Raw genomic sequence first — 25,171 nt, forward strand, 5'->3', positions numbered from 1 at the left:
CGGCGCACGGCGGTGCGGAACGTACCGCCGTCCGGGGCGTCCCGGACGGCCCTGGCGTGCCGTCGTCCGCGAGGGCGGCGCGGCGGCCCGGCGTCAGAATTCGCTGTCGATCCCCGTGACGGCGGCGGGTCCCAGCGGGGCGTCGTCCGCGGACAGGCCGCTGTCCAGGATCGCGCCGGAGACGAGCCGTACGGCCTCGGCCTCGGCGCTCCTGCGGTCCGGCGCCTCGACCTCCAGCCGGACGGAGAACCTGTTGTCCTCGTCGACGGTCAGCAGGCTCAGCTCCTCGCTCTCGCCCAGGTCCGTGTTCTGCGGGTCCTGGGGGCGAAGTCTGCGTTCCACCTCGGCGCGGGAGGCGTCCGGGAGGCCGTGGACGAACGTCCCGGGAACGGTGATGACGTAGGTGGTCACAGGAACTCCTAGTGCGGCCGGCGCGGGGGCCTGAAGTGCGGTCGGTCGTGTGATCGCCCGTATACCCCGCATTGTGCCGGGCACCCGGATCTTCTTCGCGTCGGGCGGGGCCCGCCGTGCCCGGCGGCACCTGCCGCCGGGTGATCGCGTGCCGGTACGGTCGCCCCATGGCTGACGCCAGGTTGACCACCGCCTCGTACCGCGTCCTCGGCATCATCGACAAGCTGGGCGAGGCCAGCGCGTACGACGTGAAGGTGGAGGCGGCGCGGACGGTCGCCCCCTTCTGGTCGGTGCCGCACGCGCAGGTGTACGCGCAGTGCGACCGTCTGCTCGACGCCGGGCTCCTGTCCCAGGTACGGCAGGAGAGCGGCCGCAACCGCAGGGTGCTGACGCTGACGGACGAGGGCAGGGCGGCCCTGCGGGGCTGGCTGACGGCCCTACCGTCTCGATAGTCCAAGCGAGACTATCGGTGGCCGGGTCGCGGCCACGGGCAGGGAGTCGTCGTGCGTCGTCCGACCGGCACCACCTGGCGCCGTCTTGCCGTCATCGCCGTGTCGGCCGTGTGCGTGGGCTACGCGCCGATCGCGATGACCGAGCTGTGGCCGTACGCGCCCCCGCGTTCGGTGAGTGGATCCTGGCCCCCGTGGTCTCACCGCGGTACGTGGCCGACGCGCTGGCCACCCGGATCGGGCCGTACCGCCACAGCCTCGTCCCGATGGTGGCGCCTGCACCGGGCGGCCCTGTGCCTGGCGCCGGTGCTGTCGGCCGGGGCCGCACCGCTCTTCGAACGGTCGCCGGGGCTCGACGGGCTCACGGCGTCGGCCGCGGGGGCAACGCCCGCCCCCGGTCGTCCGGCCGCCCACCTCGCGGAACCGGTCTCGTGACCCCCGCTCGGCGCGCCGCAGCCGTCGACCGGTCCTCGGGTGCCGCCCTCTGCCTCGTCCTCAAGGTGGCCGGGCTTCGCTGCCGACCCCCGGAAACGTCGTCCACGTCATCGGTTCCGGACGGAGGCAGGGCCGCGGGCCACGCCCGGACGGCAGGATGCGGGGAGTCGACCGACGAGGAACGTTGCCGGGGGTGATACGGGTATGCGCCGGTGGAGTCGTCCTTCGCCCGTACAGGAACAGGACCTGACGGCGTACCTGCGGAGCGCGGTGTGGGGGCCCGCCGAGTTCATCGGACGGCCGCCGCCCCGCCTGGTGGGGGAGGGGATCCTCGTCGGGGCGCTCGGGGCCGGATCGATCGTCGGCGCCGGGGCCGCGGGAGACCGGACCGGCCTGTCCGTACTGGTCAGTGGTGAGGCGGGGCTCGTGTGTGCCGGGATCCTCGTCCTGTACCTGGTCCTCCTGCGGGCGGGGCGGGCGCTGGTCGGCATCGTCGCGGTCCTCGGCGTCTGTCTCGCCCTCCAGGCCCCGCAGGTTGTGGCGGACGTGGTGTCGGCGGGCGGGGAACGAGTGGTGCCCAGGGCCGTCACGTCCGGCGAGGGCGAGGGGAAAGAGGGCGCGGGCGGTGTCCGCCGCCCCTGCCCGGCGGTCGCGCGGGGCGGCGCGCCGATCGAGGTCCGCGTCCGGCGGGACTGCGGGCGGACCACCCGGCCGGGGGACGCGCTCGCCGTGGTCCACGGTCCCGAGGGGCGGATGCCGCCACGCGCCCCGGCCGGGGGGCCGCTGCGGGCCCTGGCGGCCCTGGCCGCGGCCCTCCTCGCCGGATGCGTGCTCGCCGTGGTCCGCTCCCACCGCCTCGCCCCGGCGGACGCCACCGTGTGACACCGTCCGGCGGCCGGCTCACAGCGGGAGGATCACCAGCGCCGTGTCGTCGGTGACGCCGTCGGGCGGGAGCAGGTCCGAGAGCAGCGCGTCGGCGAGGTCCTCGGGCCCGGCCCCACGGTGGCCGGTCAGCGCGGCGGCCAGGCGGCCGAGGCCCACGTCGATGTCCTCGGTGCGGCGCTCGACCAGACCGTCGGTGTACAGGACCAGGGTGTCGCCCGCGGTGAAGCCCGTCGCTGCCTCGGGGCGCTCCACGTGCTCCGGCCGGGCCCCGAGCGGCGGGTCGGTCGCCCCGTCCAGGAACTCGATGTCCCCGTCGCCGCGCAGGAGGGCCGGCGGAGGATGTCCGGCGCTGCTGTAGGTGATGGTGTGGGTCCCCCAGTCGATCCAGGCCGTCACCGCCGTGGTGGACTCGGCGCCCTCGACGGATCGGGCGTACAGCCCGAGGACCTCGAGGGCCCGCGCGGGACCGTCGGAGGCGCGGGACGCGGCGCTGAGGGCACTGCGCAACTGGCCCATGACACAGGCGGCGGACAGTCCGTGGCCCACGACGTCTCCCACCGCGACCGCCATCCGCCCGCCGCTCAGCGCCACCAGGTCGTACCAGTCCCCGCACACGTTCAGCGAACTCGTGGCCGGCCGGTAGCGCACGGCGGCATGGTGCGGCCCCGCCTCGTCCGGTGAGGGCAGCAGGGCGTCCTGGAGGGCGACGGCGATCTCCCGTTCGCGGGCGTGGGCGTGCCGCAGACGCTCGTTGAGCTCCTGGAGTTCGCGGGCCCGCGTGAACAACTCGGCCTGCAGCACCGGGCTCCGGCCGCTCTCCTCGAGCCCGCCGCGCGCACGGATGAACTCGGTGACCTCCTCCACCCGGTGGACCACCAGCGCCACGGTGCCGTCCTCCCGGAGGACAGGGGCGTTGACCGGGCTCCAGTAGCGCTCCTCCCAGACACCCGGCCGCTCCAGGGACTCCACGTCGTAACGCTGCAGGGCCATGGAGTCGCGCCTCCCGGCCTGCACCACCCGGCGCAAGGACGCCTCCAGGTCCCGCGTCCCGGTGGCGGCGAGGTCGCCCGGCCGGTCGGGGAAGACGTCGAAGAGGTACCGGCCGACCAGTTGTTCCCGGGTGTGTCCGGAGGTGGTGAGGTAGTCGTCGTTGGCGTCCACGAAGACCAACTCGGGGGTGAGCAGGGCGACCATGCCGGGCAGGGCGTGGAAGACAGCGCGGAAGTCGATCTCCGCTCCCGTCATCGGTTCACCCGCCTCACGCCGCCGTCCTCGCCGTGCCCACGGCGGAAGCGGCGAGCGCCCTGCCCCGTCCGACCGCCCGGGGCGTGACCGGGGCCACGCCCAGGGCGTACCCATGGTGCAGTTCCCATCAGGCCACCGGTCCGCGCCCGGCGCAACAGCACTGCTCCGTACGGGATCGCTGTGAATTTCTGAGACTGCTGAACACAATGCGACGCGTGTGCGTATAGGGCCGGGGGGATTTCCATGTCGAGCCGACCACGACGCGTAGGAGCACCACCTTGGGACGCAACAAGCGCAGACGCCCAACGGGCGCACGCCGCGCGACCTCTGCAGCTTTCGCACTGATACTGGGCGGAGGCGGACTCGTAGGAGTCAACGTCTACGCATCGGCGAGCGAGACCGGCGCGACGGACGCGCAGGTCCTGGCCGCCGGCTCCGCCACCATCGACTGCCCTGACGTAGGGGAGCAGTTGAAGACGGTTCCCGACGCCGCGAAGGAGGGCGTCGACAAAGAACTCGCGGCTCTGGACCAGCAGGTCGCCGAGGCCTACCGGCAACTCCAGGCCCAGGCCGACCAGATGCAGCAGAACGGCGACAGCGGCGCCGACGCTGTCATGAATCCGCTGAAGGAGAAGCGGGCCGGGTCGATCGGCCGCATCGTGGCCGCCATCGACGCCGCGGGCGACCCGCCGAGCGGACTCGACGGTTTCGAGGCCTGCACGCTGCGGCCCTCCGGCAACCAGCCCGGCACCGGGGCGGACACCGGTCAGAGTGCCGCGCCGCAGGACCAGGGCGGCGCGTCGCAGAGCGCGAGCGCTCCGCCGCAGGACCAGGGCGGTCAGCAGAACGGCCAGCAGGGCGGTGCCGCCCCGGCCGGCAACGGCCCCGTGGCGGCCGACTACGCGGACATCAAGTCCGTCCAGCCCAACGTGCAGAACCCGCAGCCCCAGGCGGACGCCTCCCGGGGCGAGTTCGCCTCCAGCTGCGGGGTGAACGCCAACGGCCTGTTCAACTCGGACAACGTGATCGTGGCTCCCGGTGTCACCAACGGCGCCCACCACTTCCACGACTACGTCGGCAACCAGTCCAACTCCGCGTTCGCCACCGACGAGGACCTGTCCAAGGCCGACACCTCCTGCCAGGACAAGGGCGACAAGTCCTCGTACTTCTGGCCCGTGGTGCGCCTGCAGGACGGAACCCAGGAACGCGACGCCGGTGCCCCCGGCGGCGGGACCGAGGGCAACTCCGGAAAGATCGTCACGCCCAAGCAGGTCACGCTGAACTTCGTCGGCAACCCGCGCAGCAAGGTCACGGCCATGCCCCGGCTGCTGCGCATCATCACCGGCGACGCCAAGGCGTTCGTCAACGGCCCCGCGAACGCCAACGCCTCCTGGAGCTGCACCGGTTTCGAGGACCGGCAGCTGAAGGACAAGTACCCGCTCTGCCCGCAGGGCAGCGACGTCGTGCGCACCTTCAAGTTCCAGAGCTGCTGGGACGGCGCGAACATCGACAGCGCCAACCACCGTACCCACGTGGCCTTCGCGGACGCCCAGGGCAACTGCCCGGGCAACTTCAAGGCCATTCCGCAGCTGGTGCAGCGCATCGTCTACGACATCGACGCGCCGAGCCTCCAGGACGGCGGCCGCACGTCGCCGCTGTTCGCGGTGGACTCCTTCCCCGAGAACCTCCACAAGCCGATCACGGACCACGGTGACTTCATCAACGTCTTCGACGACGGCCTGATGAAGGACGTGGTCGACTGCATCAACGGCGGCAAGAAGTGCGGCGTGGGCGCCGGCGGCGGTGACAACGGCGGTAACGACGGCGGCGACAACGGCGGCGACAACGGCGACGGCGGCGGTCAGCAGGAGGACCCGCCGGCCACCGACGAGCCGTCGCAGACCGCCGAGCCGGACCCGAACCCCTCCGAGGCCGACCCGAACCCCTCCGAGAACCCTTCCGAGGAACCGGCCCCCACCGCGGACGACCCGTCCGACGGCAAGGGCGGGGACGACTCCGGTGACAACGGCGGCGGCCAGACCGCCGAGCCCTCGGAGGAGGCGCCGGGCACCGGACCGGCGGGAGACGACACGCCTCCCGCCACCGTGGAGCCCAAGTCCGACGTGACGGCGTCGGCCGGAGCGCAGGAGACCCCGGGCGGCGACCAGGGCGGCGAGGTGGGGACACCCGCGCAGCCGTCCGCGGCCGGGTCCTACCCGCCGGCCACCTCGGGCATCGAGCCGCAGGCGGTCGGGAACGCCGGGCTCGCCGAGACCGGCGCGAACCTGTGGCCGGGCGTGATCGGCGGGATCTGCGTGCTCGCCGGCGCCTTCGTGCTCTACCGGATCCGGCGCACCTACGCGTGACACGGACCACCCGGTGCGGGCGACCCCCGACGGATGAGCGCTGACGGGCGAAACCCGCCGGACCAATCCTGACGGACGAGTCCCGGACGACGATTTCGAGGGGGCTCCCGGCCTGTTCCCACAGGCCGGGAGCCCCCTCGGCCGTGCTCCGGACGGCCCTCTCGACCGGCGGCGCGCGCCGATTCCCAGCATGCTGGTGTGAGACGCGATCATGTCGTCCACATTGGGGAAGGCGAAGCTCCATGGACGCATCAGAGCAGGCACCGGATGACCGGCCCCTCGACCTGTACCTCGAAATGCTCCGCCTGCGCATGGCTCCGGCGGACTACGCGCTCTTGCTGCGCATGGTCGAGCCCGTACTCGAAGCGATCAGGGAGGAGAGGGTGGGAGCGATCGAACTGTGTCTCGACGGCGCGGAACCGGAGAGCGTCCCGCAGGAGGTCCGTGACGAGGCGTCGCTCGTGGTCGCCGTGGCCGTCACGGGACGCCTGGACAACCGGATCGTCGAGCTGGAGACCGAGGAGATCGGTGTCGTCCGGGTCGTCACGGACTCGGGCACGGCGGACGATCCCGAGCGGTGCAAGGAGATCGCCGACTTCATCGGAGAGCGGCACCGCCAGGACGAGGAACTGCGGGGCATCGCCGAAGTGAGCGGTCTGCCCACCGACGTGTGACCCTCGCGGTCCGCCCACCGGCGCGTGACTCTCGGCGGGGCGCCCCCGGCCGTCCGGAATCGTGGGTCGTCGGAACATATGAGTGTGCGCATTCGGCCCGGGCGGAGCGTTCCGTGCCGACACAATCGCCTCATGACAAAGATCCAGACAGTCGCGGAGCGCGTCGTGGCCGCCGCCCGCGCCCGCGCCGGCCGAGGACCGGTGCTGATCGCGGTCGACGGCATGGGCGGGTCGGGCAAGTCGACCCTGGCGTCGGCCGCGGCCCGGCTCGGTGACGGCGTGGTCGTGCACGGGGACGACTTCTACCGTCCGATGGAACCGGACGAACGCGCCGCACTGACCCCCGCCCAGGGCTACGACCGCTACTTCGACTGGGAGCGGCTGCGCGACGAGGTCCTCACCCCGCTCGCCACCGGCCACGACGCGCACTACCGGCGTTACGACTGGCCGACCGGCTCCCTGACGACGGACCGGGCGTGCTCGGTCCCCTGTGACGGCATCGTCCTCGTCGAGGGCGTCTACACCGCCCGGCCCGAACTCGCCGACCACTACGACCTCGTCGTCTACGTCGACACCCCGCCCGAGGAGTCCATGCGGCGGCTGCGGGCCCGCGGTGACGACCACGGCCCCCTCGACTGGGAGGCCCGCTGGCGCCTGGCCGAGGAGCACTACCTGAACACGACCCGCCCCCGGGAGAGGGCGGATCTCGTGGTCCCCGGACACTGAACACCCGCTGCGGGAACACGAAGGAAACCGCCTCCGGCCGCAGGACCGGAGGCGGTGCGCGGGACGGTCACACCGCGTACAGGCCGTGCGAGGCGAAGACGGAGCGGGCCTCGGCGATCTGGGCGGCGGTCGGGACGGGGGTGGAGGCGAGGGTGAACTCCATGCCCAGTCCCGCCCATTTGTCGGAGCCGAGCTTGTGGAAGGGCAGGATGTCGACACGGGTGACGTTGCCCAGGGACGCCGTGAAGGAGGCGACTCCCGCCACGTTCTCCGGGGGGTCGGTCAGCCCCGGGATCAGGACGAAGCGGACCCAGACCTCCTTGCCGAGCTCGGCCAGACGCCGGGCGAAGACCAGGGTCGGCTCCAGCTGACGGCTGGTGAGGCGTACGTAGAGCTCGCGGTCCCAGGACTTGATGTCCAGGAGCACCAGGTCGACGCTCTCCAGGAAGGCGTCGGTGGCGCGGGCGCCGAGGAAGCCGGAGGTGTCCAGGGCGGTGTGCAGGCCCAGGTCGTCGTGGCAGCGGCGGAGGATCTCGCCGACGAAGTCCGGCTGGAGCATCGGTTCGCCCCCGCTGACGGTGAAGCCGCCGCCCGCGGCGCGGATGAACGGGACGTACTTGGTCACCTCCGCGACGACCTCGTCGGTCGTGGCCCGCTTGCCGTTGCTCATCCGCAGGGTGTCGGGGTTGTGGCAGTACAGGCAGGCCAGCGGGCAGCCGGCGACGAAGACGACGAAACGGGTGCCGGGCCCGTCGACACCGGTGGACAGGTCCCAGGAGTGCACCGACCCGGTGACCGGCCCGGTGCCACGCTGCGGGAGGGCCTCCTCGACCGGCCTGTCGGGGCCGCCGGAGAGGATGGGCGGGAGAGCGGGCCCCGGCTGGATCAGGCTCATGAGGAAACCTCCTGACGGCGTGGCGGCTCCCGGGGAGTGCGGTCCACGCTCCCCGGGAGACCGGCGGCTACAGCGACCCGTGGAAGGTGCGGCCCAGCACGTCGAGCTGCTGCTCGCGCGTCAGCCGTACGAAGTTGACCGCGTAACCGCTGACTCGGACGGTGAGCTGCGGGTACTTCTCCGGATGCTCCATCGCGTCCATCAGCGTGTCCCGGTTGAGCACGTTGACGTTCATGTGGAAGCCCTGGGAGGTGACGAAGCCGTCCAGGACTCCCGCGAGGTTGCGGATCCGGTCCTCGGGGGTGCGGCCCAGCGCGTCGGGGGTGATCGTGTTCGTGAGCGATACCCCGTCCTCCGCCTGCTCGTACGGCAGCTTGGCCACCGACAGCGCGCTGGCGACGTAACCGTGGGTGTCACGGCCGTTCATCGGGTTGGCGCCCGGTGAGAACGGCTCGCCCGCCCGGCGGCCGTCGGGGGTGTTGCCGGTCTTCTTCCCGTACACCACGTTCGAGGTGATGGTGAGCACCGACTGGGTGTGCTCGGCGCCCCGGTAGGTGGGGTGCTTGCGCACCTTGCGCATGAACTCCTCGACCAGCCACACCGCGATCGCGTCCGGCCGCTCGTCGTTGTTGCCGTACGCCGGGTACTCGCCCTCGATCCGGAAGTCCACGGCCAGACCCGTCTTGTCCCGCACCGGGGTGACCTTGGCGTACTTGATCGCCGACAGGGAGTCCGCGGCGACCGAGAGCCCGGCGATGCCGCACGCCATGGTGCGCCGGATGGAACGGTCGTGGAGTGCCATCTCCAGCCGCTCATAGGCGTACTTGTCGTGCATGTAGTGGATGACGTTGAGCGCGTGGACGTACGTCTCGGCCAGCCACTCCATCTGCAGGTCGAGCCGGCCCAGCACCTCGTCGTAGTCCAGCGTCTCGCCGGTGACCGCCCCGGTGGCCGGGCCGACCTGGGCGCCGGACAGCTCGTCCCGGCCGCCGTTGATGGCGTACAGCAGTGTCTTGGCGAGGTTGACCCGGGCGCCGAAGAACTGCATCTGCTTGCCGACCTCCATCGCCGAGACACAGCAGGCGATGGCGGTGTCGTCGCCGAAGCGCGGGCGCATCAGTTCGTCCGACTCGTACTGCAGGCTGGAGGTGTCGATCGAGACCTGCGCGCAGAACTCCTTGAAGCCCTGCGGGAGCGCCGGTGACCAGAACACCGTCATGTTCGGCTCGGGCGCGGGACCCAGGTTGTACAGGGTCTGCAGGTAACGGAAGGAGGTCCGGGTGACCAGGGTGCGGCCGTCCGAACCGATCCCGCCGATGGACTCCGTGACCCAGGTCGGGTCGCCGGAGAACAGCTCGTCGTACTCCGGGGTGCGCAGGAACCGCACGATCCGCAGCTTGATGATGAAGTCGTCGACGAGCTCCTGCGCGGCGCTCTCGTCGAGGATCCCGGCCTCGACGTCCCGCTGGAGGAAGGCGTCGATGAACGTGGAGGTGCGGCCGAGCGACATCGCCGCGCCGTTCTGCTCCTTCACCGCCGCGAGGTAGGCGAAGTACAGCCACTGCAGGGCCTCGCGGCCGCTGCTCGCCGGACCCGAGACGTCGTACCCGTAGGAGGCGGCCATCTCCTTCAGCTCGCCGAGCGACCTGATCTGCTCGGAGATCTCCTCGCGCTCGCGGATCACCTCCTCCAGGCGCGAGGCGTCGCGGGGCATGGCGTCCAGGCCGGCCTTCTCCTCCTGTTTGGCCTGGATCAGCCGGTCCACGCCGTACAGCGGGACCCGGCGGTAGTCGCCGATGATGCGGCCCCGGCCGTAGGCGTCGGGCAGACCGGTGACGATGCCGGCCTTCCGCGCGGCCCGGATGTCCGGGGTGTAGGCGTCGAACACCCCGGCGTTGTGGGTCTTGCGGTACTGGCTGAACACCTTCTCCAGCTCGGGCGAGACCGGGTAGCCGTAGGTCTCCAGCGCCCCGGCCACCATCCGCCAGCCGCCGTAGGGCATGATCGCCCGCTTGAGCGGGGCGTCGGTCTGGAGGCCGACGATCAGCTCCCGGTCCTGGTCGATGTAGCCCGGCGGGTGGGCTGTGATGGTGGACGGGACGTCGTACGACACGTCCAGGACGCCCTTGGCGCGCTCCTCGGGGAACAGATCGGTGATCTTCTTCCACACGGCCGTGGTGCGCTCGGTGGGACCGGCCAGGAAGGAGCTGTCACCTTCGTACGGGGTGTAGTTCTGCTGGATGAAGTCCCGTACGTTGATCTCGTCCCGCCACAGACCTCCCCGGAAGCCCTCCCAGGCGCTGCGGACGGGGCGCTGCTGCTGCGTGGTCATCGGTGTACGACTCCTTCTCGGTCGATCGGGGTCTCGTCGTTCCCGCGGGAACTCATACGGGGTTGCCGTAGTAGGCGCGGCGCATCAGTTCCTGCATGTCCTCCAGCATCGGCAGCCTCGGGTTGGCGGGCGCGCACTGGTCCTCGTAGGCGTTCATCGCCTGCTCGGGCAGGGCCTCCAGGAACGCCGCCTCGTCGACCCCGACGTCCTTGAAGGACCGCGGGATGCCGACCTTCTCGCGCAGTTCCTCCAGCGCCTGGGCGAGGGACTCCACACCCTCCTCGGGAGTGCCGGCCGGCAGGCCGAGCATCCGGGCGATCTCCTGGTAGCGCTCGGGGGCGATGTAGTTGTGGTACTTCGGCCAGCTCGTGACCTTCGTGGGCGCCGACCCGTTGTAGCGGACCACGTGCGGCAGCAGCAGCGCGTTGGTGCGGCCGTGGGCCACGTGGAAGGTCGCGCCCAGGGTGTGCGCCATGGCGTGCACCACGCCGAGGAACGCCGAGCCGAAGGCCATGCCGGCGATCGTGCCGGCGTTGTGCATGCGTTCCCGGGCCACGGGGTCGTTCGGCCCGTTCACCACGGCCTTCTCGAGGTTGTCGAAGATCAGCCGGATGCCCTGCAGGGCCAGCCCGTCGGTGAAGTCGTTGGCGTACACCGAGACGTAGGTCTCCAGACAGTGCGTGAGCGCGTCGAAGCCGGAGTCCGCGGTGACGGCCTTGGGCAGGTTGAGCGTGAGTGCCGGGTCGCAGATGGCGACGCTCGGGGTCAGCGCGTAGTCGGCCAGCGGGTACTTCTGCCCGGTGGCGGTGTCGGTGATGACGGCGAACGGGGTGACCTCGCTGCCGGTGCCCGAGGTGGTCGGGATGCACACCAGCTTGGCCTTCTCCCCCAGGTCGGGGAAGGTGAAGGCGCGCTTGCGGATGTCGAAGAACTTCTCCTTCAGATCGGCGAACTCCAGCTCCGGGTGCTCGTACATCAGCCACATCACCTTGGCGGCGTCCATCGGCGAGCCGCCGCCGAGCGCGATGATGGTGTCCGGCTCGAAGTGGCGCATCATCTCGGCGCCCTTCTGCACGGTGTCCAGGCTCGGGTTGGGCTCGACGTTGTCGATCACCCGGATCTCGGGGATCTCGTCGCGGCGGCTCAGGATGTTGCGGATCCGCTCCAGGTGCCCGATCTCCACCATCGTCTTGTCGGTGACGACGACGAACTTGCGGGAGCCGCGCACGTCGGCCAGGTACTTGATGGAATCACGCTCGAAGTAGATCTTCGGCGGTATCTTGAACCACTGCATGTTGTTGTTCCGCCGCCCGATCCGCTTGATGTTGATCAGATTGAGCGCGGTGACGTTGCCGGAGACCGAGTTGCCGCCGTACGAGCCGCAGCCCAGCGTCAGGGACGGCATGAACGCGTTGTAGACGTCACCGATCCCGCCCTGCGAGGTGGGCGCGTTCCAGATCACCCGGCAGGCCTTGACGGCGTGCCCGAACTCCTCGGCGAAGGCCGGGTCCTCGGTGTGCACGGCGGCGGAGTGGCCCAGACCGTTGAACTCCACCATCTGCGTGGCCAGCCGCACGCCCTCTGTCCTGCCGTCCACCGTCAGCACGGCCAGCACGGGGCACAGCTTCTCGCGGGTCAGCGGCTCCTCGACCCCGACCTCGCCGGCCTCGACCAGGATCACCGAGGTCTCCTTGGGCACCTCGAAGCCGGCGCCCTTGGCGATGGCCACGGCGGTCTGCCCGACGATGTCGGCGTTCAACTGGGCGCCCGCGCAGTTGCGCCCGCCCTGCTGTTCGGCGCCGACACCGAACAGGTACGACTCCAGCAGGGCCTTCTCGTGCTCGTTGACCATGTACGCCTTGAGCTTGCGGAACTCCGCGATCGCCTCGTCACGGATCTCCCGGTCGAGGATCACGGCCTGTTCCGAGGCGCACACCATGCCGCAGTCGAACGTCTTGGACAGGACCACGTCGTTGACCGCACGCCGTATCTGGGCGCTCTTCTCGATGTAGGCGGGCACGTTGCCGGCCCCGACGCCCAGCGCGGGCTTGCCGCAGCTGTAGGCGGCCCGGACCATCGCGTTGCCGCCCGTGGCCAGGATCGACGCCACTCCGGGGTGGTTCATCAGCGCGCTGGTGGCCTCCTTGGAAGGCCGGTCGATCCACTGCACGCAGTGGGCCGGGGCGCCCGCCTTCACGGCCGCGTCCCGGACGATCCGGGCGGCCTCGGCGGAGCAGCTCTGCGCGGCCGGGTGGAAGCCGAAGATGATCGGGTTGCGGGTCTTCAGCGCCATCAGGGACTTGAAGATGGTGGTGGACGTGGGGTTGGTGACCGGGGTGACGCCCGCGACCACTCCGACGGGTTCGGCTATCTCCACGATCCCGTCGATGTCGTCGCGGCGGATCACGCCGACGGTCTTCACGCCCTTCATCGAGTGGGTGATGTTCTCGCAGGCGAAGATGTTCTTGACGGCCTTGTCCTCGAAGACACCGCGCTTGGTCTCCTCGACCGCCATCTTGGCGAGCCGGGTGTGCTCGGCCAGCGCGGCCAGACTGGCCTTCTTCACTATGTAGTCGATCTGCTCCTGGGTGTAAGCGGCGTACTCGCCCAATGCCTCCAGACCCCGGGTCACCAGCACGTCCACGTTCTGCTCGACCCCGTCCGACTGGGGGCGGGAGGCGGGTGCGGCGGCTGTGCCGGTGTCGGAGGTCTGCTGGCCGTCCTTCTTTCGGCTGGTCATCGGACTCACCCTTCGGTCGCGGTGTACCGAAACAGCCAGGCTGCAGCGGCTCCGGATTACCTCCAGCCTGGCACCGCGCGTCCGATCGTGCAGCCGGGCGGGCGGCCGCTCCCGGCCGTGCGCCGGACGTGACGGACGGTGTCGGCGCGCGGACCTGCGCGTGTGCGGCGGGGAGTCGGCGACGCGGGCGGGCGATCAAGGGCGAGGGGCGGGGAGTCGGCGGCCGGGGGTGGGGAGTCGGAGGGGCGGGGCGGGGAGTTGGGGCGAGGCGGGGGAGCCGGGGATGCGGGGCGGGGGAGCCGGGGAGCGCCCGTTTCGATCAAGGTCCCCAACTCCGCCCGGTGGTGCTTGCGGTGGCGGCGGGCGGCGCGGCAGGGTGCGGGGTGTGCCTACTCTGCTGATCGTGCATCACACGCCCTCGCCCAACTGCCAGGCCATGTTCGAAGCCGTGCTCTCCGGAGCGACGGCGCCGGAGATCGAGGGCGTCAGGGTGGTGAGACGGGCGGCACTGGAGGCGACCGCCTCGGACGTGCTGGCCGCAGACGGCTACGTGCTCGGCACCCCGGCCAACCTCGGCTACATGTCGGGCGCGCTGAAGCATTTCTTCGACCAGGTCTACTACCCGTGCCTGGACACGACGGCCGCGCGCCCCTTCGGCTACTACGTGCACGGCGGGAGTGACGTCACGGGGGCGGTGCGCGGCATCGAGTCCGTGACGACGGGCCTCGGCTGGCGCCGTGCCGCCGAGGCGGTGCGGGTGACCGGTGAGCCGGGCAAGGCCGACATCGAGGCGTGCTGGGAGCTCGGCGCGACCCTGGCGGCCCAACTGATGGAATGATCCGGCCCGTTGAGGCCGAACGGGACGGGGCGCCGTTACCGGGCGCCGGAGCCGGCCGGGCTGAAGACGCGGGCCAGGTGCGCCGTCAGCTCCGCCGCCGTCGGCGGCGAGAGACGGGCGCCGACGTATCCGTCCGGGCGGACCAGGAACGCGGTCGTGGCCCCGGAGCCGGTGACACCGTAGAGCCGGGCGAACTCCCCGAGCGTGTCGACGTACGCCGGCGGGCCGGAGGTGTCCGCGACGGTCCCGGCGGGCCGGATCACATGGGTGCAGACCCGCCCGCCGGAGAACTCCTCGGCCGCCTCGGCGAGTTCTCCGGCCGTCCCGCCGTCCCCGTACACCAGCAGGACGTGCCCGCGATCGCGCAGGAGGTCGTACAGGCGCAGCGGGAAGGCGGCGATGCGTGCCGTGAGGCCGGTGCAGTCGGGTGCCCGGTCGCCCGGGCGGGGGCCGGGGCCCTCAGGGGCCACGCCCACGATCGGGCTGCCGCGGTAGCCGACGAGGAGCTGTGCCTCGCGCAGCAGCACGGTCCCCGGGTCGGCAGGGTCGGCCTGGACGCCCCGGGCCGCGTGCCGGACCGTGCGTTCGACGACCTCCTCCCCGACGGGCCGCCGCTCGGCGTCGTAACTCGCCGCCAGGTCCGGGTTCGCGCCGCCCTCGACGGCCAGGGCGAGTTTCCAGGCCAGGTTCCAGGCGTCCTGGATCCCCGTGTTCATGCCCTGGGCGCCGGTCGGGGGGTGGATGTGCGCCGCGTCGCCCGCGACGAAGACACGGCCGTCGCCGTAGCGGTCGACGATCCGGTGGCTGATGCGGAAGACCGAGGACCAGCGCAGGCGGGAGGCGGTCGTGGGCCGGGGGGACAGCCGGTCCAGCACGGCCTGGATGTCGGAGAGCGCGGGCCCGTGTCCCCCGTCCAGGCCGTGCACGACGCCGTCGGCCGGGCCGGCCGGTCCGTCGTTCCGCCGCGCGGCGGAGAGCTCGGGCGGGACCCTCATCGACATCCGGTACCGGCCCCGGCCGGGCAGCGGGATGCACACCAGGATGTCGTCCGCCCCACCGTCGCCGTCGCGGTGCACGGACCGGACGCCGTAGCCCGGCGGCAGGTCCCAGTCCACCTCCACGTCGCCGAGCATGTACTCCTCGGGGAACGCGCTCCCCTCGAAGGTGAGCCCCAGCTTCTTGCGCACGGTGCTGTGCGCGCCGTCGCAGCCCACCAGATAGCGCGCCCTGACCTCTTCCTCGGCGCCGGACACGGACCGCAGGGCGACCGTCACCCCCTCGGCGTCCTGGGTGAAGGAGACCAGCTCCGTTCCCCTTTCCACCCCGGTACCGAACCGTGCGAGACACCCGTCGAGGATGCGCTCGGTCTCGTACTGCGGCAGGGCCGCGAAGCCGTACGGAACCTCGGGTGGCAGGACGAGGTCGATCCGGGCCTGTTCGGCGCCGTCGACGTAGGACAGCTGCCCGTACATCGGTACCGCGGCCTCCAGGACCGTGCGCGTCAGGCCCATGTGGTCCCAGATCTCCAGCGTGCGCGGCTGGATGCCCACCGCCTTCGCGTACGGGAGCCGCGCCGGGAGCGGGTCGACGACACGGCAGCGGACCCCGCGCCTGCGCAGCTCCGCGGCCGCGGTGAGGCCCACCGGGCCCGCACCCGCCACCACGACGTCGGTTCCGAAGGTGTGGGGCACGGGAGCCTCCCTGGACGAGCCCCCTGGGTCGAGTCGATCTCCCTCCATCGTGGCCCGGGTGCGGCCGCCCTCGCTACTTGTGCACGTACGGTCACTCGTGCGCCCACGGCTGCGCGGGAGGCGGTGGTCCGTCGGCGGGAAGCCGGGGACGGCCGTCCCCGGAGCGGTGGGGGAGGCGGAGGTGGTGTGCGGGAGCGCGTTCGACGACCAGGAAGGCGGCGTCGTCCCCGGGCTGGTCACCGATGTGCCGGACGAGGTCGTCGTGGATCTGGCGCAGCAGGTCGTCGGGGCTGGAGGCGGTGAAGCCGGTGACCCGGTCGGACAGGGGGTAGAAGGCGCCCTCCGGGGAGCGGGCCTCGATCACGCCGTCGGTGTACAGCAGCAGGAAGTCGCCGGGCTCGAAGGCGAACGTATCGGTGTGGTGGCTGGAGGCGGGCAGCTCGCACATGCCCAGCGGGGGTACGGGGTGCTGTGCGTGCAGGACGTCGATCTTGCCGTCACGCAGGAGCAGGGGCGGCGGATGGCCGCAGTTGATCATGTCGACCCGTGTGCCGTCGTCGGGGATGTCGAGGACGAGTGCCGTGACGAAGTGCTCGCCCGGGTCGTGCTCGGTGTCGGCCACCTCGTCCAGGTCCCGGCACACGCTCACCTCGAGGGCCGCCGTCAGTTCGGGCAGCGTGGCGTACCGGTGGGCGCCCTCGCGGAAGGCGCCCAGCACCACCGAGGCCTCGCCGATGGCGGCCAGTCCCTTGCCCCGGACGTCCCCGATGATGACGCGGGTGGACGCGCCGGCGGCCCGGGCGACCGCGAACAGGTCGCCGCCGATCTGCGTGTCGTCCTCGGCGGCCAGATACAGCCAGGCCACGCGCAGCGGACCGATCCGGCGCGGTGGAGGCCGCAGCAGCACGCGCTGCGCGATCTCGGCGACCGAGCGCGCCCGCACCAGCTCCCGGGCGCGCCGCTCCCTCAGATGACACACGAACACGACCAGGGCGGAGAGCACCACGAGGGCGATGAGCTGCGCGATGTGATTGGTGGTGCCGAGTCCGCCGTGCAGGACGGCGATGACCACCTGGGCGGCGATGGCCAGGACGCCGACCAGGGCCGTCAGCACGGGGCCCGCCAGCGAGGCCGTGAGGGTCGGCGCGATGACCAGCAGGGGGCCGAGGTGGACGTCGGTGGGGGAGTGGACGTCCACCACGGTGATCACGACGATCAGCGCGAGCGGGACCGCCACCAGACCGCGACCCGACGGTTGTGCGACGAGACGGTCCACTGACATGCGCCGGATACCCACGTGCCCCATTTTGTACCTGTTTCTGTGGCTGCGGGGTTCCGTACGGTGTCCGGCGTCGGCGAGTCCGACGCGAGTGTCGGTCGCCGGGGCGACCCCTTGGGGCGGCCTCGGGCGGGGCCGTCAGCGCGCGATGCCGGGTCCGTGCGGGACCGGCGTCAGTTCCACAGCGGGTAGCTGACCTTCTGCGCGTATCCGTCGGGGTGGTCGTGGGTGTAGACCAGCGTCATCCGCGTGTAGTGCTGCAGTTGCGGCTTCTTCTTCCACGGCTGGGGGTGGTCCAGCCGCACGACGACCGGGTACGAGTGGAATTTGCCCGCCGCGCAGTACGGCTTGCAGTCGTTCACCATGTTCACGCCGCGGGCGACCGCGGACTTCTGGTTCCAGTGCGACCAGTGGAGCGAGACGAGGCGGCTGTTGCCGTCGCCGCAGGCCAGGACGAACTCGGCGGGGCGCACGTCCGGGTGCCAGAAGCAGTCCACCAGTACGGGGGGCGCCTGCCGCGGCCGTGCGGCGTGCGGGGCCGCGGGCGCGGCGGAAGCGGTACCCATCACCGCTGCGAGCGACGCGGCCGCGCCGACGGTGAACGCGGTCCGGATCGAGTTTGTGCGCATATCAGCTCCGTGCGGGACGCTCTGTCGTGTGGCCGCCGGCGGGCCGGCTCTGCCCCGACGCTACGGTCTCGATGTGTGATGTACCACTCATACGGATTAACGATGCCATTTCGTGAGAAGAGGCTGACATCGGTACACCGGGTGACGCATCGGAACACGCCGTGCCGCCGCTCACCGCCGCCGTGGAGCCCGCCGGCGCCGTGGAACCCGTAGCCCTCGTAGAGTTCGTCCGTGACGGATGAACCCGCCTCGCGGCGCGGACGCAGGCCGGGAGGCCCGGACACCCGGGCCGCGATCCTGGACGTGGCCAGGCGCCGCTTCCTGGAGGACGGCTATCACACGGTGACCCTCCGGTCCGTCGCCGGTGAGGCCGGGGTCGATCTCGCTCTGATCAGCTACTACTTCGGCTCCAAGAAGGGCCTGTTCGGCGCCGCCCTGGCGCTGGGCGCGAACCCGGCCGAACTCCTCGCGCGGGTCGTGGAGGAAGGGGACCTCACCACCGTCCCCGAACGGGTCGTCCGCCAGGTCGTCGCCGTCTGGGACGATCCCGTGACGGGCCCGCCCCTGATCGCGATGCTGAAGACCGCGATCGAGGACGACTCCTTCGGCGCCCTGGTGAAGGAGGCGGTCGAGCGCGAGATCGTCGACCGGATCGCGGGCCTGGTGCCGGGCCGGGACGCCCGGCAGCGCGCCGCCGCGTTCACCACCGTGGTCGCGGGGCTGATCACCACCCGCTATCTGCTGCGCCTGGAGCCGGTCGTCTCCATGACGGCGGACGAACTGGTCCGTTTCGTGAGCCCGCAACTGCGGCAGGCCCTGCGCGGCCCCGGCCACCCCGCGGGGCGGGCACGGCGACCGGCACCGCGCCCCTGATCCGCCACCGTCGCGTTCCGGCTCCGTCGTCAGAGGTACGAGGGCTGCTCCCGCGCGCCGGCGGTGTCCGGCACCCCGGGTTCCTCGGCGGACCCCTCCGGCCGCGGGGCGGAGCGCAGCAGGACCGCGACGGCGACGGTGGCGAGCACGGCGGTCCCGGTGGCGCCGAGGAGCGCCAGGTGCATGCCGTCGACGAAGGCGGTCGTCGCCCGGTCCGAGACCGGGCCGCCGATGGCGTGGGCGGCGGCCGGTGAGGAGCGTACGGTGTCCGCGACCTGCCGCGGCACACCGGTCAGGTCCAGGTGGTCGCGGTAGGCGGCGCCGAGCAGGCTGCCGAGGACGGCGATCCCCAGGGCGCCGCCGAGCTCGCGCGCCAGGTCGTTCACGGCCGAGCCGACGTTCTGCAGCGAGCGCGGCAGGGCGTCCGTGATGGAGGTCGTGGCCGGTGTCATGGCCAGGCCCATTCCCGCGCCCAGCGGTACGAGTCCGGTGGCGACGAGCCAGTACGGGCTGGACGCGTCGACCCGGGAGAGGATCCCCATGCCCGTCGCGACACCGGCGAGACCGGCCACCCAGGGGCCCCGGAACCCGAACCGGCCGGCCAGCACCGGGGCGGCGCGGGAGACCGGCACCATGGTCACGGCCATGGGCAGCATGGCGGTCGCCGCCATCAGGGCGCTGTAGCCCCGCACCAGCTGCAGGTACTGCATCATCACGAAGACGAACCCGAAGAACACGAAGAACTGGAGCATGATCGACAGCGAGCCCGCGGCGAAGTGGCGGTCGCGGAACAGCCGGGGGTCGAGCAGCGGGTTCTCACGGCGCAGCTCGAAGAGGACGAATCCCGTCAGCACGGCCAGTCCCAGCCCGGTCCCGGCGAGCGTGACCGGGTCGGTCCACCCGCGGGCCGGCGCCTCGATGACCGAGTAGACCAGCGTGACCAGGCCCGCCACGGCGAGGAGGGCACCGCCGACGTCGAGCCGCGGCTGCCGCGGTTCCGCGGACTCGGGCACGAACAGCAGCGTTCCGACGAGGGCGACCAGGGCCAGGGCGACGTTCAGCAGGAACACCGAGCGCCATGACCAGCCTTCCAGCAGGGCCCCGGAGGCGAACAGGCCCACCAGGGCACTGGCTCCGGCGACCGCGGCCCAGACGCTCACCGCCCTGGCCCGCTGGGCACGCGGGAACGTGCTGGTGATGGTCGACAGCGTGGCCGGCATGACCAGCGCCGCACCGACACCGAGGACGCCCCTCAGCGCGATGAGCGCCGACGGCTCGGTCGTCAGCGCGGCGGCGGCGGACCCGGCACCGAAGACGGCCAGTCCCGCGAGCAGGGCCCGCCTGCGGCCGAAACGGTCGCCCAGGGCGCCGGCCGGCAGCAGCAGCGACGCGAAGACCAGGCCGTAGGAGTCGATGATCCAGGACAACTGCGTCTGCGTGGCGTGCGTTCCACGGGCGACATCGGGCAGCGCCACATTGAGCGAGGCCATGGCGGCGACCACCGTGCCGAGGGCGACACAGGTGACCACCAGGACCAGGTCGTGCCGTACGGCCGGTGCGGAACCGGCGGCGGGAATGCGGGTGGAGGGCATGGGCTCCGTCCTTCGTCCGAGCGGTCCGGGGGTTCCCGGCGCCTGGACCCAGAGTCGGGAGTCCGCCATGCGATTTCCACGTTGATGAATTAGGGGCGCGGCCCCTCGGCCGGCACCGAGGGGCCGCGTACGGGCGCGGTCCATCGGCGCCGAGCCGGACGAAAGCGCCGTTCAGCGGGCCGGACGGCCCGGGGCGGCGGTCCACCGGGGACGAGTGCGCCGACGCCCCCGTCCCCGGACCGGCACGACGGGCCCGTGCCTGTTGAATTTCCCGTCCCCCGTCGTCGAGGCCCCAGGGAGCACGCGTCGGTCCCCGTCCTTCCGTCGAGGGGCGAACTCCCTTGGAGGAGGCCGAACTTCCGGGGCGGGGGTCGGAGGGGGAGTCCCTAGCGTTCCGCGGGGCGTGCCAGGAGGCCGGTCACCTGGCGGCCGACGAGCTCCCACGCCGGGGCCGGAAGGCGGCCGAGGGAACCGTTCCGCAGCGTGCGCAGGACGTCTTCGGCGTCGCCGCCGGACAGGGCGCTCCCGCTGAACACCTCGTCCTCGGAGCGCACCGCGACGCGGAGCAGGGTCCCCTCGGCGGCGGAGTGCAGGGCGGCGGCGACGACGAGGGGCGACGGCCCGCCCGGCTCGGCCGCGGCCTTGACGTAGTTGCTGGTGAGCGGTGTGCGCCAGCGCAGGCTCAGGAGCAGATGACGCTTGGCGAGCACCTCGGCCAGATCCGTCTCGGTGACGCCTTCCGGCTCCAGGATCACCGCCCTGGCGTCCAGGACGAGGGCCGCGGGCAGCAGACAGCGCAGCGTGCTGCCGACGATGTTGCCGCCCACCGTGGCCGTCCGGCGCACCGCGCCGGTCCCCACGGTGGAGGCCGCCAGGCGCAGCACCTCCGGCACGCGGTCGTCTATGCGGTTCAGCACGACGGCCGCGCCCAGGGCCTCGCGCTCGATCGTGTTGGCCTCCGGGAGGTCGCGCAGCGACATGGCGTGATCGGGGAACCCGTCCCGCTGCCATGTGGCCCATATCAGTGTGGCGCCACCTATGGGCACCGCCCCTTCGGCCATGTACTCCTGTGCTTCGGACACGGATGTGGGCAGACGCAACAGCACGACAGCCGACCTGCTTTCCTGGTGACTTGGCGGCGGGGTACTAGGTGTCTTGGCGAACGGACCGTCGACAGGCGCATTTTCGCCGTGCGGACAGGGGCGCGTACAGGGCACACTCCCTCGACCGGTGCGCCCCGCGGTGCGATCGAGTCCACGTCGGGGGACTTCGCGGGGGCGGGGCCGCGCAGGTCGTCCGCACTCCTCGGGCGGCCGATGGCGCCCGTCACTTTCCTTTCCCGCGCCGCGAGTTGCTTCGTACCGCTGTGAACTACCCTGGTGGGAGCCGGAATAGGCCATCCATCGACCACTGTTTTGGATCATGGTGGTCCGTCCGCCGGAGCGGCCGGTCGTCCGGGAACCGGTCGGGGCGTCCTCGACGGGCCCCTGTGCGAGGGCGTGCCCCCCCGCGCGGGAGCGGGGTGCGGCCCCGGCCGCCGGGGGGCGGCTCCCCCGGACGGCGGGCGGCCGCCGCGGTGGCCGGTTCCGGACGGCACCCACGGTGTCCCGAGGACCACCACTGGACTCCGTGACACGGGCGGGCGCTTCGACCGGGTGCGGACCCCGGCACGGCCCGAAGGGGCGGACCGGCGTACGGACACCCGGGACGGCGTCTGCCCCATCGGGCAACGGCGGCTGCACTCCCGGGGACGGCCGCGCGCCTGTACCCGGCGCACGCGCTGAGGCAGTGTCAGGGTGAGAGAGGTCTGCCGCCAGCCGTCCCGGGGAGTGAGAATGCCCGATCACGTACACGACCACGACCATGACGACCACGACCACCGGCAAGCCGGCCACGGGCAGTCCCGGACCGATGAATCGAGGCTGTTCAAGGCGGCGGCCGCGGGCCGCCCCGACGTCCTGGGCCCGTCCGGCATGGGCACGCTCCAGCGGGCCGTGGGCAACGGCGCGGTGGGCGCCATGCTGCAGCGGGAGCAGGACGAGGAGACCCCCTCGGCCCGGCGCTCGCCCGTGCACGACGTCGTCGAATCCGGCTCCGGGCAGTCCCTCGGTGCCGATGTCCGCTCCGACATGGAGGCGAGGCTCGGGGCGGACTTCTCCGACGTACGGGTGCACACGGGCGACGCGGCGCACGAGTCCGCGAAGTCCGTCGGAGCGCATGCCTACACCGTCGGCAGCAACGTCGTCTTCCAGCGGGACGCCTACGATCCCTCGTCCCACGCCGGGCGCACGACGCTCGCCCATGAACTGACCCATGTGATCCAGCAGCGCAGCGGCCCGGTCGACGGGGCCGAGGCACCCGGCGGGATCCGGGTCAGCGATCCCTCGGACCGGTACGAGCGGGAGGCCAGCGCGAACGCCGAACGCGTCATGTCCGCCCCGGCCCCGGCCGCACACGCCCCGGAGGGGGCGACGGCCGTCGCCGGGCCGTCCGCGGCGGTCCAGCGGGAGTCCGAGCAGGAGGACGAGCAACCCGCCGACGTACAGGGGCTGTTCGTGCAACGGGCCGAGGAGGAGCAGCAGGACGAGCCGGGTGACGAGTGACCGGAACGGCCCCGGCCCGGGGCCCGGCGCACCCGCGCCGGGCCCGGGGCCGTTCCGGACCGCCGTCCCAGGTGGTCCGGCCCCGCTCGTCGGGATGCCGGACCGGCCGGTGGTCCCGGCCGGTCCGGTCGGCTCAGGCCGCGGAGGGGGAGGCGCTGGGCACCGACCGCAGCGTCCCGCCGACCAGCACCGACTCCTCGCACTGGGCCGGTTTCGGGCCGCCCACCGGCTGTCCCACCTTGGTGCAGGTCACCGTCATGGTGATCCGTCCCCCGGCGGGCACCGCGATCGGGGTGACGAAGTGGTAGTCCTGGTCACGGAAGTTCTGAAGGGCGAGCCGCAGCAGGGTCCGGTCCTCGGAGGCGATGACGACGGTGCCGGAGTCGCCCTGCGGGTTCTGCACCACGAGGTCCGTCAGGTCCAGCACCTGCTCCTTCGGGACACGGAACACCGTGCCGGCCGTGGGATCGCCGCCCGCCGAGTCCTTGACCTCGACCTGAGCGCTGCGCGTGTCCCCCGCGGTCACGCCGCCACCTCCTCCCGTACCTCCGCCGCCCGTTCCGCCCGTGCCCCCGCCGGTGCTTCCGGCCGTCGATCCGGCCTCGGCGCCGGGGCTCGGTGAACCACCGCCTGCCCCGTCCTGTCCCTTTCCGTCTCCACCGGCGCCCGCCGACGCGCCGGACGAGCCCCCGCCGCCCGAGGCGCCGGACGCACCGGGACTCGGTGACAGCGCGGCCTCCACCTGCTTCTTGGACTCCTCCCGCGCCGCCGACATCACCACCGGACGCAGCATGGCGAACCACAGGACGGCCAGGGCCACCGCCGCGGCCGCCGCCACCATCAGGGCGCGCGGCAGCCAGCGCGGCAGTATCGCGTTCTGCTGGTAGGTGCCGTCCAGGGACACCGCCTCGTGCGGGAGGTCGCCCGCGGGCGTCACCACCACCTGGAAGGGATGCACGACGGGGGTGCCGCGCCACAGCCGTCGTGCCGGACGCAGGGTGAGCCGCGACAGCTCGGCCGCGCCCGGCAGCAGCTCGACGGTCTCCCGGGAGAGGCCCAGCCGCACCCGGGAGCTGTCCCCCTGGGCCGCCAGCTGCACGGTGATCGGGGTGTTGCCGTGGTTGTCGATGGCCACGTCCGTACGGCCGCGCCAGGCGCCGTCGAACCCGCGGGGCACCAGCTCCCCGGTGATCGAGGCGAACGGCAGTACCGTGACGACGCCCTCGGGGACCACCGCGGTGTCGGGGGCGCTGGTGGGCACCACCCGTACCCCGAACGGGATTTCCCCGGCCGGTACCTCCGAGCTCCGGGGCGGGCTCAGCGCGAGGACCGCGGTGCCGGTGCTGTCCGGGAACAGCGAAAGGCTCGTCGGCTCGACGGTCGCCCAGGCTGCTGCCGGGCCCACGACCTCGAAGCGGTACTCCTCCACCGTGCTGCCGGAGTTGCGTATCTGGAGGGGCACTTCCGTCCGCCCACCAGGCTCGGCCGTCACAGCGGTCGTGTCCAGGCTCGCCGCAGTTGTCATGAGCGGCACGGTAAGGCCGGTGACGGCGGCCTACACGGGCCGCTCAGGAAGACTTTCGGGAAGCTGATGTGCCCATTGATGCCTTGTTGACTTTGTGTGGAGTCGCCTGCCGCATACTGCTCGACGCGCCGCGATGCGCTCGACCTGGGGGGAGACCGTTGTGGACCGGATAGTTGTGTGCCTGCGCGCGGATGACCCGATCTCCAGAGCGGGGGTCGCCTCACAGCTGCGGCCCCGGCCGGAGATCCGGCTGCAGGAAGAGGGGGAGGAGACGGCCGCCGCCGTGGTGGTGGTCGTCGTGGAGACCATAGACGAGGAGTCGCTGCGGATCCTCCGGCACATCCGGCGGACGACGGCGGCACGGATGGCGCTGATCGCCACCCGCATCGACGACCAGCAGCTGGTCGGTGCCGCCGAGTGCGGAGTGGCGGGCATCCTGCGCCGGTCCGAGGCGACGCCGGAGCGGCTGGTGCAGGTGATCAACGCGGTGGCCAGGGGAGAGGGGAGCGTTCCCGCCGATCTGCTGGGCCGTCTGCTGGAGCAGGTCGGCCAGTTGCAGAGCCAGGTCCTGGCGCCGCGCGGCCTGAACTTCAGCGGACTCACCGACCGGGAGATCGAGGTCGTCCGGCTCGTCGCCGAGGGGTACGACACCGGGGACATCGCCTCGAAACTCGCGTACTCCGAACGCACCATCAAGAACATCCTGCACGAGCTCGTCACCCGGCTGCACCTGCGCAACCGCTCGCACGTCGTCGCCTACGCGCTCCGGCAGGGGCTGATCTGAAGGAGCCGGCCCGCTGATCCGGAGGGGCGGCCCGCCGATCCGGAGGGGGCGGCCCGCCGGGTCTTCCGACGGACCGGCGCGGCGTCGCGGCGGGAGGGCCCCGGGGGAGGGGCGGATTGCCCGGAGGGGCAGAGCGCGCTTCCCCGGGGGGTGTCCCGAGCGCCGCTCCGCCGGAGGGCGGTGCCGGGGACGGTGGGGC

The 25,171-nt window shown here is 72.1% G+C and carries 21 protein-coding genes; 10 read left to right on the plus strand and 11 right to left on the minus strand.

Annotation, left to right across the window (positions count from 1 at the left end; translation table 11 throughout):
* Positions 1 to 93 precede the first annotated feature (93 nt).
* On the minus strand, positions 94 to 411 hold the full coding sequence (locus ACFW6B_RS24305; RefSeq protein WP_386598671.1) for a hypothetical protein: 318 nt from the start codon (positions 409 to 411) through the stop codon (positions 94 to 96).
* Between the two features lie 167 nt (positions 412 to 578).
* Between ACFW6B_RS24305 and ACFW6B_RS24310 the strand changes: the two genes are divergently transcribed.
* The 3 genes from ACFW6B_RS24310 (at position 579) to ACFW6B_RS24320 (ending at position 2,177) form a co-directional block, all read left to right on the plus strand.
* Complete coding sequence (locus ACFW6B_RS24310) at positions 579 to 863, plus strand: PadR family transcriptional regulator (RefSeq protein ID WP_386598673.1); 285 nt, start codon at positions 579 to 581, stop codon at positions 861 to 863.
* 51 nt (positions 864 to 914) lie between these two features.
* Entirely contained in the window at positions 915 to 1,295 is a 381-nt protein-coding gene (locus tag ACFW6B_RS24315; protein WP_386598674.1) for a hypothetical protein, read from the plus strand.
* A gap of 204 nt (positions 1,296 to 1,499) precedes the next feature.
* Positions 1,500 to 2,177, plus strand: coding sequence for a hypothetical protein (locus ACFW6B_RS24320; protein WP_386598676.1), 678 nt, complete (start codon positions 1,500 to 1,502; stop codon positions 2,175 to 2,177).
* An 18-nt stretch (positions 2,178 to 2,195) separates the two neighbouring features.
* On the opposite strand, the gene ACFW6B_RS24325 is transcribed toward ACFW6B_RS24320, so the two are convergent.
* Positions 2,196 to 3,425, minus strand: a complete 1,230-nt coding sequence (locus ACFW6B_RS24325; RefSeq protein WP_386598678.1) for a PP2C family protein-serine/threonine phosphatase — start codon at positions 3,423 to 3,425, stop codon at positions 2,196 to 2,198.
* 278 nt (positions 3,426 to 3,703) lie between these two features.
* Between ACFW6B_RS24325 and ACFW6B_RS24330 the strand changes: the two genes are divergently transcribed.
* The 3 genes from ACFW6B_RS24330 to ACFW6B_RS24340 all read left to right on the plus strand — a co-directional run bounded on the left by ACFW6B_RS24330 (position 3,704) and on the right by ACFW6B_RS24340 (position 7,191).
* Positions 3,704 to 5,791 (plus strand): DUF1996 domain-containing protein, encoded by a 2,088-nt coding sequence (locus tag ACFW6B_RS24330; RefSeq protein ID WP_386598680.1) that lies wholly within the window; start codon positions 3,704 to 3,706, stop codon positions 5,789 to 5,791.
* Positions 5,792 to 6,033: 242 nt separating this feature from the next.
* Positions 6,034 to 6,465: a hypothetical protein gene (locus ACFW6B_RS24335; RefSeq protein ID WP_326789845.1), complete on the plus strand. Its 432-nt coding sequence runs from the start codon at positions 6,034 to 6,036 to the stop codon at positions 6,463 to 6,465.
* Between the two features lie 132 nt (positions 6,466 to 6,597).
* Positions 6,598 to 7,191 (plus strand): uridine kinase, encoded by a 594-nt coding sequence (locus tag ACFW6B_RS24340; RefSeq protein ID WP_386598683.1) that lies wholly within the window; start codon positions 6,598 to 6,600, stop codon positions 7,189 to 7,191.
* Positions 7,192 to 7,258: 67 nt separating this feature from the next.
* Here the strand turns inward: ACFW6B_RS24340 and pflA are convergent, their stop codons facing one another.
* From pflA to adhE, 3 genes are all read right to left on the minus strand, one after another.
* Complete coding sequence (gene pflA, locus ACFW6B_RS24345; RefSeq protein WP_386598685.1) at positions 7,259 to 8,086, minus strand: pyruvate formate-lyase-activating protein; 828 nt, start codon at positions 8,084 to 8,086, stop codon at positions 7,259 to 7,261.
* Positions 8,087 to 8,153: 67 nt separating this feature from the next.
* Positions 8,154 to 10,418, minus strand: a complete 2,265-nt coding sequence (gene pflB, locus ACFW6B_RS24350; RefSeq protein WP_386598687.1) for a formate C-acetyltransferase — start codon at positions 10,416 to 10,418, stop codon at positions 8,154 to 8,156.
* A gap of 52 nt (positions 10,419 to 10,470) precedes the next feature.
* Positions 10,471 to 13,158 (minus strand): bifunctional acetaldehyde-CoA/alcohol dehydrogenase, encoded by a 2,688-nt coding sequence (gene adhE / locus ACFW6B_RS24355; protein WP_386598689.1) that lies wholly within the window; start codon positions 13,156 to 13,158, stop codon positions 10,471 to 10,473.
* Between the two features lie 385 nt (positions 13,159 to 13,543).
* Between adhE and ACFW6B_RS24360 the strand changes: the two genes are divergently transcribed.
* Positions 13,544 to 13,996, plus strand: coding sequence for a flavodoxin family protein (locus tag ACFW6B_RS24360; protein WP_386598691.1), 453 nt, complete (start codon positions 13,544 to 13,546; stop codon positions 13,994 to 13,996).
* A gap of 35 nt (positions 13,997 to 14,031) precedes the next feature.
* On the opposite strand, the gene ACFW6B_RS24365 is transcribed toward ACFW6B_RS24360, so the two are convergent.
* The 3 genes from ACFW6B_RS24365 to ACFW6B_RS24375 all read right to left on the minus strand — a co-directional run bounded on the left by ACFW6B_RS24365 (position 14,032) and on the right by ACFW6B_RS24375 (position 17,595).
* Positions 14,032 to 15,687 carry an FAD-dependent monooxygenase gene (locus ACFW6B_RS24365; protein ID WP_386598693.1) on the minus strand — a complete coding sequence of 552 codons (1,656 nt, stop codon included), beginning with the start codon at positions 15,685 to 15,687 and terminating at the stop codon, positions 14,032 to 14,034.
* Between the two features lie 91 nt (positions 15,688 to 15,778).
* Positions 15,779 to 16,969 carry a PP2C family protein-serine/threonine phosphatase gene (locus ACFW6B_RS24370; protein ID WP_386598694.1) on the minus strand — a complete coding sequence of 397 codons (1,191 nt, stop codon included), beginning with the start codon at positions 16,967 to 16,969 and terminating at the stop codon, positions 15,779 to 15,781.
* 170 nt (positions 16,970 to 17,139) lie between these two features.
* Positions 17,140 to 17,595 carry a hypothetical protein gene (locus ACFW6B_RS24375; protein WP_386598696.1) on the minus strand — a complete coding sequence of 152 codons (456 nt, stop codon included), beginning with the start codon at positions 17,593 to 17,595 and terminating at the stop codon, positions 17,140 to 17,142.
* 231 nt (positions 17,596 to 17,826) lie between these two features.
* Between ACFW6B_RS24375 and ACFW6B_RS24380 the strand changes: the two genes are divergently transcribed.
* Positions 17,827 to 18,468, plus strand: a complete 642-nt coding sequence (locus ACFW6B_RS24380) for a TetR family transcriptional regulator (RefSeq protein ID WP_386598698.1) — start codon at positions 17,827 to 17,829, stop codon at positions 18,466 to 18,468.
* A gap of 29 nt (positions 18,469 to 18,497) precedes the next feature.
* On the opposite strand, the gene ACFW6B_RS24385 is transcribed toward ACFW6B_RS24380, so the two are convergent.
* Both ACFW6B_RS24385 and ACFW6B_RS24390 read right to left on the minus strand, forming a co-directional pair.
* Positions 18,498 to 20,060 carry an MFS transporter gene (locus ACFW6B_RS24385; protein ID WP_386598700.1) on the minus strand — a complete coding sequence of 521 codons (1,563 nt, stop codon included), beginning with the start codon at positions 20,058 to 20,060 and terminating at the stop codon, positions 18,498 to 18,500.
* Between the two features lie 386 nt (positions 20,061 to 20,446).
* Positions 20,447 to 21,166: an FAD binding domain-containing protein gene (locus ACFW6B_RS24390; protein ID WP_386598702.1), complete on the minus strand. Its 720-nt coding sequence runs from the start codon at positions 21,164 to 21,166 to the stop codon at positions 20,447 to 20,449.
* Between the two features lie 729 nt (positions 21,167 to 21,895).
* Here ACFW6B_RS24390 and ACFW6B_RS24395 point away from each other — a divergent pair.
* Positions 21,896 to 22,663 carry a DUF4157 domain-containing protein gene (locus ACFW6B_RS24395; RefSeq protein ID WP_386598704.1) on the plus strand — a complete coding sequence of 256 codons (768 nt, stop codon included), beginning with the start codon at positions 21,896 to 21,898 and terminating at the stop codon, positions 22,661 to 22,663.
* Positions 22,664 to 22,796: 133 nt separating this feature from the next.
* On the opposite strand, the gene ACFW6B_RS24400 is transcribed toward ACFW6B_RS24395, so the two are convergent.
* Positions 22,797 to 24,188 carry a hypothetical protein gene (locus ACFW6B_RS24400; protein ID WP_386598706.1) on the minus strand — a complete coding sequence of 464 codons (1,392 nt, stop codon included), beginning with the start codon at positions 24,186 to 24,188 and terminating at the stop codon, positions 22,797 to 22,799.
* A gap of 160 nt (positions 24,189 to 24,348) precedes the next feature.
* On the opposite strand from ACFW6B_RS24400, the gene ACFW6B_RS24405 reads away from it, so the two are divergent.
* Positions 24,349 to 24,972 carry a response regulator transcription factor gene (locus ACFW6B_RS24405; RefSeq protein WP_386598708.1) on the plus strand — a complete coding sequence of 208 codons (624 nt, stop codon included), beginning with the start codon at positions 24,349 to 24,351 and terminating at the stop codon, positions 24,970 to 24,972.
* Positions 24,973 to 25,171 lie beyond the last annotated feature (199 nt).

Origin of the sequence: Streptomyces sp. NPDC058751 (assembly GCF_042746485.1) — a bacterium.
Taxonomy (GTDB): Bacteria; Actinomycetota; Actinomycetes; order Streptomycetales; family Streptomycetaceae; genus Streptomyces.